The sequence below is a fragment of the Lacipirellula sp. genome, assembly GCF_965279485.1.
Lineage (GTDB): Bacteria > Planctomycetota > Planctomycetia > Pirellulales > Lacipirellulaceae > Lacipirellula.
Genome location: NZ_CBDIIC010000002.1, coordinates 3177603 through 3190049 on the forward strand (window position 1 = coordinate 3177603; position 12447 = coordinate 3190049).

Here is a 12447-nt window from a genome sequence, read left to right on the forward strand (position 1 = left end):
CGGAGACGCAGAGGAAATGCTGTGAGTGCTTTGCGGGTTGCTTGTCGTGTGATGACTTTATCGTTGTGTTTTCATTTGGCTTGTGACCTCTCTCTCTCTGCGCCTCCGCGCCTCTGCGAGAGATCCCTCTTAGTTCTCATCATTGAGTAAGCGTTCGATCTTCTCCACCAACTCGCCGACGCTGAACGGTTTGCCTTGCACTTTGTTGTGCCCGATTGCGTCGACCAGGTACGTCGCCCGTAGCAGCATGCGGAGTTGGCCAAGGTTGAGTTCAGGGACGAGGACTTGCTTATAGTTGCGTAGAATCTCGCCAAGGTTTTTGGGGAGCGGGTTGAGATACCCCAGGTGACAGTGGGCGACGCTGCCGCCGTGGTGTTGAACTTTGTGGACTGCCGTGGCGCAGGCGCCGTAGGTGCCGCCCCAGCTGACGACGAGCAGGTCGCCGCCGGCGGGGCCGTCAACCGTTTGCAGCGGGATGTCGTCGGCGACGAGGGCGACTTTCCGGGCGCGGGTGTCGACCATGTGCTGGTGGTTGAGCGGGTCGTAGCTCACGTTGCCAGTGACGTCTTGCTTTTCGAGTCCGCCGATGCGGTGCATGAGGCCGGGCGTGCCGGGGACGGCCCAGGGGCGGGCGAGGCGTTCGTTCCGCTGATATGGCAGGAAGTGGTCGCTATTGTCGGTCGGCGCCGGATGGGTGATCTCGGTCGGCCGGAGTTCGCTGAGCTGCGGGATGCGCCATGGTTCCGAACCGTTGGCGATGTAACCATCCGTCAGCAAGATGACGGGCGTCATGAATCGGGTGGCGATCCGCCATGCTTCTTGTGCGGCGTGGAAGCAATCGGCGGGGCCGCTGGCGGCGATCACGGGGAGGGGGCACTCGCCGTTGCGGCCGTAGAGGGCCTGCATGAGGTCGGCTTGCTCGGTTTTTGTCGGCAGGCCGGTCGATGGGCCGCCGCGTTGGACGCTGATGATCAGCAGCGGTAACTCGGTCATGACCGCTAAGCCCATTCCTTCGGCCTTCAAAGCAATACCGGGACCGCTGGAAGCGGTCACCGCCATTTCGCCGGCGAACGAGGCGCCGATGGCGCTCGTGATCGCCGCGATTTCGTCCTCGGCCTGGAACGTGAGGACGTCGAAGTTCTTGTGATTCGCGAGTTCGTGAAGAATGTCGCTCGCCGGGGTGATCGGGTAGGCGCCGAGGAAGAGTCGTTTGCCCGACAGCTTCGCCGCGGCGAGCAGGCCGTAGGCGAGCGCCGTGTTCCCCATGATATTGCGATACTTGCCCGGCGGCAGCTTCGCGGCGGCGACGTGGTACTGCGTGTTGATCGCTTCGACCGTCTCGCCATAGTGGTAGCCGGCGCGGAGGCTGGCGGTGTTCGCCTCGGCGACTTCGGGTCGCTTGCCGAACTTTTGCGCGATGAAGCGCAGCGTCGGTTCGAGCGAGCGATCGTAAAGCCAGAAGACGAGCCCCATCGCGAAGAAGTTGCGGCAGAGGTCGGCCTCTTTCTGGGTGAGGCCGAACCCTTCGACGGCGAGGCGGTTGAGCTTGGTCATCTCGACCGGGTGCATGCTGTAGTGGCTCAGGCTGCCGTCTTCGAGTGGGTTGGTTTTGTAGCCGGCTTGTTCGAGCCCTTTCTTATCGAAGGAATCTTTGTTGATGATCAGCACGCCGCCGTCGCGGAGGTCTTCGAGATTGGTAACGAGTGCCGCCGGGTTCATCGCCACGAGGGCGTCGACCGTATCGCCGGGGGTGTAGATGTCGTTGCTGGAGAAGTGGACTTGGAAGCCGGAGACGCCCGCCTTCGTGCCGCGGGGAGCGCGGATCTCGGCAGGGAAGTCGGGGAACGTGGCGACGTCGTTGCCGGCGAGCGCCGAGGTGTTGGTGAACTGCGTCCCGGCAAGCTGCATACCGTCGCCCGAGTCGCCGCAGAAACGGACGGTGGCGTCGTCGAGCGGGGCGATGGGCTTGTGGGGGGCGAGGGTGTCCATGATGCGTTGGTTTGAAGACTGGACAGGATTACAGGATGAGTTGATTGGCTCGTGCTATCGTCGGACAGGTACGTCTGACCTACGCTCCTTCGCGTTGCTCGTAATGCTTCCCTGGTTCGGGCGGGAGCGTGTAAATCGTTTGCGGGAAGTGTTCGACGAGGTACTGCACGATGCCGCCGACGGCGACGACGCCTTGTGGCGTGCCTTGCTCGTCGACGATCGGCAGGTGGCGAAAGCCGCGCTGGGCCATCAGTTGAATGCCGGCTTCAACGCTTGCGGTTGCGGGAAGCGTCGCGGGAGTGCGCGTCATCGCGAGGCGGATGTTGACGCCGGTCTCGCCGCCGGCGGCCATCCAGCGGAGGGCGTCGCGTTCGGTGAAGATCCCTTCGAGCTGGCAGCCGTCGGCGTCGTCGCCGCAGATGAGGACGCAGCTCCCCCGTTGGGCCCGCATCAGTTCCAGGACTTCGCCCACCGTCGCGTCGGTCGACACGGGGAGCGATTCGTCTGGATAGGCCTGCGTGATGAGATCGGTGCTGAGGCTGAGATAACTCACTGCCTAGCCGAGTGCCGTCGGTCGGAATAACCTCCGCAGCGGGCGCCGCACACCTGCTGTGGTTCGCGAGGCGAGAGCCGTCTCGCGAAACCTGCCGTCGTCTGTCTGCTGTTAATCTAACACCGCGCCGGCGCCGATTGAACTGGAAAATGAGGGCTAATTTTTGTGAGATCGCGCGTCGGTTTTACGTTGCGTTGGCGACGCCGCGTTGAGACGCATGTAAGTGGAGAAGTAGCCGGAGGGCCACGCCCTTCGGGATGGAGGCTCGTTTGGCGGGGCGACCCGGACCGCGTGGCGGTCCGGCCAAGGATGCGTTGCTTACGAGAATGTCAGGGTGGTGGGCGCTAGCAAGACCGCTCGTGGCGCTAAGACCGCGGGGATGAACCCCGCGGCTCGCTATGGGGATGACGGCTACTCGTTGCGGTTGGGGGTGTCGAAGTCGGTCGGTTTGTAGAAGCGGTTGAGGTCGATGCCGCCGCGTTGTTCTTCTTCGACGAGTTTTAAGCGAGATTCGAGTTGCTCGACCCGTCGGGCGAGGACAGGCAGCAAACGCTCTTCGGGGTTCTCGGCTTCGGGCCGCGGCGCTTCGGGGTAGCCAAGTTGACGATGGAGGGCGCCGAAGAGCAGCAGCGGATCTTTCTTGCGGTTCGCCCAGGCGATGCGGCCTTCCTGCCGGCCGAACAGCGGCGGAAAGCCTGCGGCCGTGGCCTCGGCGATCAGTTCGCCGACGAGCGACGGGTTGCCCTGCTCGGCCGCTTTGCGTTCGTGGTAGAACTCGCTCCGCACGAACAGCAAGTCGGCCGTGTCGACGATGCCGATCTGGCGGCGGACGGTGAAGATCCAGCTCCGCCAGCTTTCGTCGAACGCGGAATCCTTCGCGATCGCATCGAGGCCGCTGTCGTAGCCCATGCGATTGCGGCAGAGGACTTCGAGTTGGTAGAGGAACAATCCCTGCCGCGACGCGCCTTCAGCGCGATATGCGGCTTCGCGACGCAAGATTTCGAGCGCGACGCGGATGTCGAACCGCTGCCGGTCGTTCTCGGCCTCAGCCATGACGAACGACTGGAACGGCGTGAAGTAGTGCGGCAGCCGTTCCATCGCCGTGGCGAACGCGCCGAGGTGGCGGAGCTCGGCGAGCATGAAATCGACCGCCATCGGCAGCTTGGTCGTGGCGAGGATTTCTTCGCGGACGCTTTCGAGAATCTCTTGCGCGGGCATGTTCTCGCGCATGCGGGCGGCGAGGACTTCGAAGAGGTGGGCCTGTTCGACGTACTCTTCGCGCGGCAGCGGCGAGACGTCGTCATGCGACGCATCGTTGAGCGAGCCGGGGCGTCTCGCCCCCGGCGTGTTCGCGTTTTCAGCGTTTGGGCGTCTGGACAATGGAGGGTGATCGTTGTGTGCGGCAGGAGGTGGTGAGTCGTTTGAAATGCGCCGGGGGCGGGGACCCCCGGCTCGCTGCTTTGCGGTGGGGGCTACTTTGCTTTTGGTTTGAGGTGATCTTCGAGGAAGGCGATCGAGCGTTCAATCGCTTTGCGGTCGACGGCTGCGGCGGTGTGGCCGAGGTAAGGTACGACGTATAAGTCGCTGGCAATGCCGGCGGCCTTCAGCGCGACTTGCATGTTTTCGGGGCTAGCGATCGGTACGAGTTGATCATCTTCGCCGTGGTAGAAAAACATCGGCGGATCGTCGGGGGTGACGAACGCGGCAGGCGAGGCGAGGCGGTACTGCTCGGGGCATTGAGCCCGCGAGCCGCCGAGGAAGAACGCGAGGCCGTCGACGTCGGCCGGCAGCGGACGCAAGTCGCACGGCGCACCGCCGCAAGCGACGCACTGAATCCGCGTGCTGGGAACGCTCTTCGGATCGTTGACCCCTTCGAGGCCATCCTTCTCGTCGGTCGTGCCAAGGAGCGACACCAGGTGGGCGCCGGCCGAGTAGCCGAAGCCGCCGATGTGGTCGGGATCGATCTTCAGTTGCTTGGCGTTGGTGCGCATCCAACGGATCGCTTCTTTGCAATCGAGAATCTGCGCGGGGAACTTGTGGGCGGGCGCCAGGCGGTAGCTGATCGCGATCGCCGTGAAGCCATGCTGGGCGAGCATTTGGGCGGCGCCCGAAATGTCGCCGCGGGCGCCCATCCGCCACGCCCCGCCGTGGACCACCAGCACGCCCGGGAACGGCCCTTCGCCCTCAGGAATATAGAGGTCGGCCTTCAACGGGCCCGATTCACGCTCAGCGTAGATTTCGCCGTACTTGGCTTTGAATTCGCCGGAAAACGCCTGCTGTCCAGCGGCCAGCAGACTGGCGGCCGCAAGTGCGAGGCCCAGTATTCGTCGTCCCGTCACGCCCAGGGCTCCTGTCGAATGGAGGTCGAGTTCTGTAGCCTCTATAATATCCCCTGAACCGCAGAAAAGCGGCAATGGCAGAAGAGCTAGGAAGCGGTCAGCAATCAGCTTTCAGCTAGAAAGGCATTTGTTTGGCTGATCGCTGATTGCTGACCGCTGAAAGCTAGCTCGACCTGCCGCACCCGTCCGTACCCGCCGATTGGTTTAACCCAGGCCCCCACCTTGAGTCATCAATTTTCCAGCATTGAGTCCGCCGTTGAAGCGATCCGCCAGGGACGCGTCATTATCGTCGCCGACGATGAAGACCGCGAAAACGAGGGCGACTTCGTTTGCGCCGCCGAGAAGGTGACGCCCGAAATCGTCAACTTCATGATCACCTACGGCCGCGGGCAGCTCTGCATGCCGATTCTGCCCGACGTGAGCGAGCGGCTGGAACTGGGGGCGATGGTCGAGTCGAACAATAGCCCGCTGGGCACGAACTACACCGTGCCGGTGGATCACCGCACGAGCAAGACGGGGATCACTGCCGGCGAGCGGTCGACGACGATTCGTGCGTTGTGCGATCCGACGAGCGTGCCGGCCGACTTCATTCGGCCAGGACACTTGTTTCCGCTCGTGGCGAAAGAGGGCGGCGTGCTCCGTCGCGCGGGGCACACCGAAGCGGCCGTCGACCTCACCCGCATGGCGGGGCTCACCCCCGCGGGCGTGCTGTGCGAGATTCTCGACGACGACGGCGATCGCGCCACGCGGCCGAAGCTGCAAGAGCTGGCGAAGAAGTTCGACCTGCCGGTCATTTCGATCGAGCAGTTGATCGCCCATCGCCGGTTGAGCGAGAAGCTGGTCTACCGCACCGCCGAGGCGAAGCTGCCGACGAAGTACGGCAACGGCAAGATCATCTCCTACGGCGTGAAGTATGAGTCACAGGAACCGGTGGTGTACGTGATCGGCGACCCGTCGTCGGTCGCGGCCCCGCTCGTGCGGTTGCATTCGTCGTGCTTCACGGGCGACTTGCTTGAATCGCTCCGCTGCGACTGCGGCGATCAGTTGCACATGGCGCTCGACATGATCGGCCGCGAAGGCGCCGGCGTGCTGGTCTACCTGCCGCAAGAGGGCCGCGGCATCGGGCTGGTGGAGAAGATCAAAGCCTACGCGCTGCAAGATCAGGGAATGGACACGGTCGAGGCGAACATCGCCCTCGGCTACATGGCCGACCCGCGCGACTACGGCGTCGGCATTCAGCTGCTGAAGGACCTCGGGCTGCGGAAGGTGCGGCTGCTGACGAACAACCCGAAGAAGACCGACGCGTTTATTTACGGCGGGTTTGATTTGGAAGTGGTCGATCAGGTGCCGATCGTGGGGCCGATTCACGAGCACAACGCGGCGTATATGGCAACGAAGCGGGAGAAGATGGGGCATAAGTTGCCGTAAGGCGGTTGGGAAAGAGCGGCAGTTCGGAAAGACCGGGGGCGAGGACGCCCTGGCTCACTGGAAGGAGTCGATCCTTTGCTAGCGAGCCGGGTCGTCCCGACCCCGGCGTGCGTCTCCAAAAGCGATCGCCATGTCCCTCCCACGACAGGCCCTCGATCCTTCGCGTACGTCGTGGCACATCACCTGGGGCGCCTACGGAACTCGCCTTCACGGCAGCGTACGGCCGACGGTCGAACGCGAGCACAACAAACGGGGCGAAGCGTTCGTCCCCGCCAACGCTCAGCGCGAGCAGGCGATACGCAAGATCCTCAACTTCCCGCCAGTCGTTTTGACTGGTGCGCAGCGAGAGTTTATCGAAGCCACGCTACCGGCCATTTGCGAACGCGGCGGTTGGACCTGCCGGATCGCGGCTGCGGCGAGCGATCATGTTCACATATTGTGCGACATCGTTCCGGCGATTCACGGCGAGAAGGTGCGACGGTTGTTGAAACGCTGGCTGGGCGAGGCGCTCTCCGCGGAGTGGCCGTTGCCCGCAAAGGCGACTTGGTGGGCGGAAGAGGGATCGAATCTTGCGGTGAAGGATGAGGCGTACTTGAATAATGTTTATCGTTACATTGCGAAGCAGCGGGCGACGGTTGCAAAGTGAGTTGACGCGCGCCGGGGTCGGGACGACCCGGCTCACTTGAGTACACAAAAATTTGCGAGCCGGGGCGTCCTCGCCCCCGGCGGACCCTCAGATAAACATGCCTTACCGCTTCCACGCCAATATCTTTGCTCTGCCATTACACGCCGTCGCATGCGAGCGGTTTGCGCTGCGTGGAGTCGACGTGCAGTTGGTGCGTGCGAAGGCATTCGACGCCTTTCTGCCCGTGACGTTTGAAGAGGCCTACGCGCAATTAGCCAAATTGCCGCGGATTGATATCGAACCCGACGGGTTCTTTGTCATTTCAGGCGATGCTAAGGGCGAGCGTTGGCAGCTAGACGGGCATCTGTTCGACTTCGGCGATCGGCTCCACCGCGTTGAGGTACATGGCGATTGCCCGGCAGAGTCGCTGGATGCGATTCTGAAGTGCATCGGTTGGCCGGCGGCGTCGCTGGTGTTCGAGCTGGTGCGCGAGGGGGTGGCGCTCGACGAGGCGAACTTCCGGCGGTTCGCTGCGGCGGCTACCAGCTGAGGCCGACGCTCGGCGTGACGCCGGCGAGGCTGACTCGTTCGATTTGCGGGACATCCCATGTTTGGATTTCGAACGCACAGCGCACGAACAAGTCGGCGCGGGGGAACTTGCGGCGGTACTCAAGGCCGACCGCCGCTTCGCCGACGGTGAAGCTGGCGTCGCGCCCTGTGCGCCAGTAGGACGCATCGGCTTGCTGTTCGCCGACGAGATAGGCGAAGCGACCAGATCCAAACACCGACCACTGGTGAGTCGGAGAACTGTTGATACGGTGCGATCCTTCCAGCAATAGTCCCAAACCCCCGCCGCGAGTGCGAATCTTGTCTGCATCCTCCACCGTGACGACGTTCTGAGTGTAGGTGGGGTTGTAGTAAGAGTAGCCCGTGTAGTCGTCAATGATGTAGTTGTAATTGTAGCTGTACGTCGTGTACTGGTAGGCGTACTCGTTGCGGACGGTGAGCTGAGCGGCCGTCAGGCTGGCTCCGATTCGCAAGTACCCTCCCTCGAATTCCATGTGCTTGTAAAAGTCGAGATCAAACTTTCCGCCGCGAAAGATGAGTTTGTTCTCCGTGAGGTTGGTGGGGTAATAGTAGTACGAGAAGTTTTGCGTCATGAGCGGCGAACCTTCGACGTCGACGGCGTTGTCGAACCCCCAGCCACGCGCTTGAACGCCGAGCCCGTTGGCGTTTTGCCAGGCGAGCGAGAGTCGCGGTCCGAACACCGGGTTCTCTTTGGGCGTCGTCACGACGCGCGAGTCGAGATACGGCAGCAGGATGGGGAAATCGACGAGCACCGCCCAGCGACGGCATTGGAGGCGATTGGGTTCGATGAGCGCTGCTAGGCCGATTTCGTCGCCGTAGTCGACAGCGTCGGTGCATTCGAGCGCGGAGTCGGCGTTTGATTCGTCGCTGAATTCTTCGTTGGCGGGAACCTCTTCAGCCCACTGCGCCGCTTGGAGGAACGGGTCGACGGTCTTCGATTCTTTGGCTGTCGCGGGGATCGCGCAGCAGAGCGACAGCCAAAGAATGGCGGCGATGTGGCGGGCTAGTTGCACTGAGGCGTGCTGCATCAGGACGATCGCAACGACGGAGCGACGAATGGCAAAAGTGGCTGTCTAAGTCACTTTTGTAGGCGATCGGCGATTTGCCGCAAACCCCAGTGCGCGCAGCGGCTTGCTAGCATGCGGGCGAGAGTCGGCGAGAGAGATTACGCCGCCTTGGCAATTGGCAGCGATTGGCCCAGCTCCCGCTCCGCGGCGGCAAGGGCCTGGATGATCGTTTGATCCATGTCGAAGTAGCGGTACGAACCAAGCCGGCCGCCGATGATGGTCGAGGTTTCGTCGGCTAGGCGGCGGTAACGCTGGTAGATCTGTACGCTCCGCCAGTCGCGGACGGGGTATGACGCCTCGCGTCCCTGCTGATAGGCCTGCGGATACTCGTAGGTGACGACAGTCCGCTCGCTCTCGCGCATCGCGAAATGCTTGTGCTCGATGACGCGGGTGTACGGAATATTGACGTCGGCGTAGTTCACCACCGCGGCGCCTTGGAAGTCGCCTGTCGCGCGAGTGGTTTGGAAGCGCAGCGAACGGTACTCGAGCTCGCCGAAGCGATAGTCGAAAAACTCGTCGATCTTGCCGGTGAAGACGACGGATGTTGCGGCGGCTTCGAGCTCTTGACGATTGCCGAAGAAGTCGACGTTCGTCTGGACCTTGATATTCGGGTGGTCGAGCATGTTCTCGAACAGCCGGGCGTAGCCGTCGACGGGGATGCCCTGGTATTCGTCTTCGAAGAAGCTGTCGTCCCAAGTGAGGCGAACGAGCGGACGCTTGATCGCCGAAGCGGGGAGTTCGCTCGGGTCGCGGCCCCACAGCTTGGTCGTGTAGCCTTGGAAAAAACGCTCGTACAGTTCGCGGCCGACTTCGCCAACGATCCAGGTTTCGAAACTGTCGTGCGAGCCAGACTGTTGGACGGTTTCGAGCCGGCGGCGGGCTTCCAGCGGGGTGGTGACGCCCCAGACTTGTTGCAGCGTCGCAAGATTGATGGGGAACGAGTAGAGCTGGTTCCCTTGCCGAACGACGCCGCGATGGCGGTAGCGGTTGAACTCGGCGAAGCGATTGACGAATTCCCAGACCTGCGCGTCGCGGGTGTGGAAAATGTGGGGGCCATAGCGATGGACTTCGACGCCGTCGACCGGTTCGCTGAAGCAGTTGCCGGCGATGTGGGGGCGGCGGTCGACGACCAAGGCGCGGCGACCCGCTTCGGCGACGGTACGGGCGAAGACGCTGCCGTACATGCCGGCGCCGACGATTAAGTAATCAAAACCAGCCTTCATCACTGCACTTCACGCGGTCGCGGGGCTCGCAGGTTGCGGCCGGCGGAGTCAGGCCGGCACGGTGGGGCGGAACTTATAACAACCGGCCGCGATTCGGAGAAGCCGATTCCGCGGGTGCTAGCGAGACAAGTGCGGGGGGTGGGCGGCCTGTGAGTTCAGGCAATCGCGTTGGCAGTAAAAGCCACAGGCTTCGCCGGTGGACGAAGTGCTAGCAGGGCCGCCCCGGCACATTCCTCCAGCGAAATTGGCGGTGTTTGCGAGTGTGAGGGAGCAGATTGTCGATGAAAGGGCCCGTTTGTCCGAGGCGTTTTTGGCGTTGCTCGCATTGTTTCCGGACTGTTACTATCCTCCCGCCTGCTCGGGTTGCCACATGGAGGGGCGGTCGAGCTTAACAAAATGTCACCGAACTGGGAGCGATGCGTGCCGACGACAATGTCTGCGAGCTTGCTTCCAACCACAGCGGCGATCCTTTCGTCGTCCTCGCGTTCCGGCTAAGGAAGGCCACGATGCGGATCGGATTTTATTCAACGATGAGCGGCATGCCGTGGGGCGGGAGCGAAGAGCTCTGGAGCCGCGCTGCTCATCACCTGCTGCGACAAGGCCACGACGCCTGCGTCAACTACAAGCGGCGACGTAAGCAAGTCGTTAAGCAATTGACGGCGCTGGAAGAGGCCGGTGCAGCAGTTCATCTACGCAGTAGCGTGCGGGTCGGCCGCGCGGTGCGGAAGGTGATGAAAGCGTTGCACTTGGGGCAGTCGCCCGGGAAGGATTGGCTTAAGCAGTCGCGGCCCGACTTCGTGTTGATTTCGGTCGGCTTTCATACGGACGAAACGGCGATCACGCCGACGCTGCGAGAGTTGGGAATTCCGTACGGAATCTTGGTGCAGTCGGCGAGCCCCTATCACTGGATCGAAGGGCAGCGCGTGGCAGTGGAGCGCGAAGCGTACGCCGGGGCCGATCACTGCTACTTTGTCTCGCAACAAAATCAGGCGATCGTCGAAACGAATCTCGCGGTCGATTTGCCGGAGTCGGAGATCGTCGATAATCCGTTCCAGGTGTCGCTCGACGCGGCGCCGGCGTGGCCGAGCTGCGATAAGTCGTGGAAGTTAGCCTGCGTGGCACGGGTGCACTTCCAATCAAAGGCCCAAGACCTACTGCTGCGGGTGATGCGGCAACCGAAGTGGCGGAGCCGACCGGTCGAAGTCCATCTTTGGGGGAGCGACGGCGGCAGCGCCCAGCAGGCGAAGGAACTGATTTCGCTGCATGGGCAGCAGAAGCAGTTCTTCGTCCATGGATTCACCGAGGGGATCGAGAAGATTTGGCGCGATCACCACGCCCTCGTGCTGCCGTCGCGGTTCGAAGGGAACGCGCTGGCGATGATCGAGGCGATGCTCTGCGGGCGGATGCCGATCGTGACCGACGTCGGTCGCGTGTCGCAGTTGGTGGACGACGGCGAGTGCGGATTCGTGGCTCCGGCGGCGACGTTCGAGTTGATTGACGATGCGCTCGAGCGGGCGTGGCAGCGGCGGCACGAATGGCAAGCGCTGGGCGCCCGCGCGGCGACCGCGATTCGTCAGCGGCACAGTTTGCAGCCGTCGGAAGACTTTGCGGAGTTGCTGCTGAGCGCTTGCTCCGGGCAACGGAACGCGAAGCGTCGTGCGGTTGCTGCGTAGCGGTTTAGTTCTCCACTTTCCACGCGAAGCCGCTGATTTGTGCGAGCGCCAGGATGAGTGATTGCGTGCCGTCGCGGGAATGCCCCTGCCCGGCCGCGGCGCGGTAGAGCTGTTCCGCCAGAGCGACGCCGGGGAGCGCGAGGTTCATCCGGCGCGATTCTTCGAGGACGATCGCCAGGTCTTTGAGGAAGTGCTCGACGAAGAAGCCAGGCGCGAAGTCGCCACGGATGATCCGCGGGCCAAGGTTCGAAAGGGCCCAACTGCCGGCGGCGCCGGAGGCGACTGATTCGAGAGCGCGGTTGAGGTCGAGCCCCGCGCGGTGGGCGTAGAGCAAAGCTTCGCAGATGCTCATCATGCCGCCGGCGACGAGCGTTTGGTTCATCATCTTCGTGTGCTGGCCAGCGCCGGGGCCGCCTTGCAAGATCCACGTCTTGCCCATCGCCTGCCAGCAAGGTTCGAGCGCGTCGACCGCTTCCTTGTCGCCGCCGATCATGATCGACAGCGTGCCGTTGCGGGCGCCGACGTCGCCGCCGGAGACGGGGGCGTCGATCGACGAGACGCCACGCTCGTTGGCCACCGCGGCGATCCGCTCGGCAAGTGACGGCTTGCTGGTGGTCATGTCGACCAGGATGGCGCCTTCGCGGCATCCGGCGAGCACGCCCTCCGGTCCGAGGATCACCTCGTGAACGTCGTGCGGGTGGCCGACCATCGTGAAAATAATGCCGGCGTCGGCGGCCGCCTCGCGCGGCGTGGCGGCGAACTTGGCTCCGCGAGCGACGAGGGCGTCGGTCTTCGCGCGGCTGCGGTTCTGCACCGTCGCCGCGAAGCCGGCGTCCATCAGCCGACCGCACATGCTGGAGCCCATGACGCCGGTGCCGATCCAGGCGATGCGAGTCGAAGCGGGGGCGATGGCGGGGCGCGGCATGGCGAGGTCTCCGGAGTGGGTGAAGCTCAGGAGACCT

11 protein-coding genes are annotated in these 12447 nt (G+C 63.2%); 4 read left to right on the forward strand and 7 right to left on the reverse strand.

The features are described 5' to 3' along the window. Positions 1 to 129: 129 nt before the first annotated feature. From ACQY7R_RS20345 to ACQY7R_RS20360, 4 genes are all read right to left on the reverse strand, one after another. Positions 130 to 1989: a 2-oxoacid:acceptor oxidoreductase subunit alpha gene (locus ACQY7R_RS20345; RefSeq protein ID WP_428307386.1), complete on the reverse strand. Its 1860-nt coding sequence runs from the start codon at positions 1987 to 1989 to the stop codon at positions 130 to 132. Positions 1990 to 2068: 79 nt separating this feature from the next. Next, positions 2069 to 2542 carry a CBS domain-containing protein gene (locus ACQY7R_RS20350; protein ID WP_152096752.1) on the reverse strand — a complete coding sequence of 158 codons (474 nt, stop codon included), beginning with the start codon at positions 2540 to 2542 and terminating at the stop codon, positions 2069 to 2071. A gap of 411 nt (positions 2543 to 2953) precedes the next feature. Further along, positions 2954 to 3922 (reverse strand): hypothetical protein, encoded by a 969-nt coding sequence (locus ACQY7R_RS20355; protein WP_428307387.1) that lies wholly within the window; start codon positions 3920 to 3922, stop codon positions 2954 to 2956. Positions 3923 to 4014: 92 nt separating this feature from the next. Continuing rightward, a complete protein-coding gene (locus tag ACQY7R_RS20360) occupies positions 4015 to 4881 on the reverse strand; it encodes an alpha/beta hydrolase fold domain-containing protein (protein ID WP_428307388.1) in 867 nt (288 codons plus the stop codon). Between the two features lie 222 nt (positions 4882 to 5103). On the opposite strand from ACQY7R_RS20360, the gene ribB reads away from it, so the two are divergent. The 3 genes from ribB (at position 5104) to ACQY7R_RS20375 (ending at position 7484) form a co-directional block, all read left to right on the forward strand. Then, a complete protein-coding gene (ribB, locus tag ACQY7R_RS20365; RefSeq protein ID WP_428307389.1) occupies positions 5104 to 6309 on the forward strand; it encodes a 3,4-dihydroxy-2-butanone-4-phosphate synthase in 1206 nt (401 codons plus the stop codon). Between the two features lie 130 nt (positions 6310 to 6439). Then, positions 6440 to 6955, forward strand: coding sequence for a transposase (locus tag ACQY7R_RS20370; protein WP_428307390.1), 516 nt, complete (start codon positions 6440 to 6442; stop codon positions 6953 to 6955). 97 nt (positions 6956 to 7052) lie between these two features. Further along, on the forward strand, positions 7053 to 7484 hold the full coding sequence (locus ACQY7R_RS20375; RefSeq protein ID WP_428307391.1) for a hypothetical protein: 432 nt from the start codon (positions 7053 to 7055) through the stop codon (positions 7482 to 7484). Here ACQY7R_RS20375 and ACQY7R_RS20380 read toward each other — a convergent pair. Beyond that, complete coding sequence (locus tag ACQY7R_RS20380) at positions 7474 to 8550, reverse strand: hypothetical protein (RefSeq protein ID WP_428307392.1); 1077 nt, start codon at positions 8548 to 8550, stop codon at positions 7474 to 7476. The genes ACQY7R_RS20375 and ACQY7R_RS20380 overlap by 11 nt on opposite strands. A 137-nt stretch (positions 8551 to 8687) precedes the next feature. Beyond that, positions 8688 to 9812: a UDP-galactopyranose mutase gene (gene glf / locus ACQY7R_RS20385; protein WP_428307393.1), complete on the reverse strand. Its 1125-nt coding sequence runs from the start codon at positions 9810 to 9812 to the stop codon at positions 8688 to 8690. Between the two features lie 416 nt (positions 9813 to 10228). Here glf and ACQY7R_RS20390 point away from each other — a divergent pair, with 416 nt between their 5' ends. Beyond that, positions 10229 to 11485 carry a glycosyltransferase family 4 protein gene (locus tag ACQY7R_RS20390; RefSeq protein WP_428307394.1) on the forward strand — a complete coding sequence of 419 codons (1257 nt, stop codon included), beginning with the start codon at positions 10229 to 10231 and terminating at the stop codon, positions 11483 to 11485. 4 nt (positions 11486 to 11489) lie between these two features. Here ACQY7R_RS20390 and ACQY7R_RS20395 read toward each other — a convergent pair whose 3' ends face one another. Further along, the gene (locus tag ACQY7R_RS20395) at positions 11490 to 12410 is read right to left on the reverse strand and encodes an NAD(P)-dependent oxidoreductase (protein ID WP_428307395.1); all 921 of its coding nucleotides are present in this window, start codon (positions 12408 to 12410) and stop codon (positions 11490 to 11492) included. Between the last annotated feature and the right edge of the window lie 37 nt (positions 12411 to 12447).

Excerpts from the sequence above, each read along its gene's own strand:
- ACQY7R_RS20345 (WP_428307386.1), bottom strand. The coding sequence starts at position 1,989 with ATGGACACCCTCGCCCCCCACAAGCCCATCGCCCCGCTCGACGACGCC.
- ACQY7R_RS20370 (WP_428307390.1), top strand. The coding sequence starts at position 6,440 with ATGTCCCTCCCACGACAGGCCCTCGATCCTTCGCGTACGTCGTGGCAC.
- ACQY7R_RS20375 (WP_428307391.1), top strand. The coding sequence starts at position 7,053 with ATGCCTTACCGCTTCCACGCCAATATCTTTGCTCTGCCATTACACGCC.
- ACQY7R_RS20380 (WP_428307392.1), bottom strand. The coding sequence starts at position 8,550 with ATGCAGCACGCCTCAGTGCAACTAGCCCGCCACATCGCCGCCATTCTT.
- glf (WP_428307393.1), bottom strand. The coding sequence starts at position 9,812 with ATGAAGGCTGGTTTTGATTACTTAATCGTCGGCGCCGGCATGTACGGC.
- ACQY7R_RS20390 (WP_428307394.1), top strand. The coding sequence starts at position 10,229 with ATGCGTGCCGACGACAATGTCTGCGAGCTTGCTTCCAACCACAGCGGC.
- ACQY7R_RS20395 (WP_428307395.1), bottom strand. The coding sequence starts at position 12,410 with ATGCCGCGCCCCGCCATCGCCCCCGCTTCGACTCGCATCGCCTGGATC.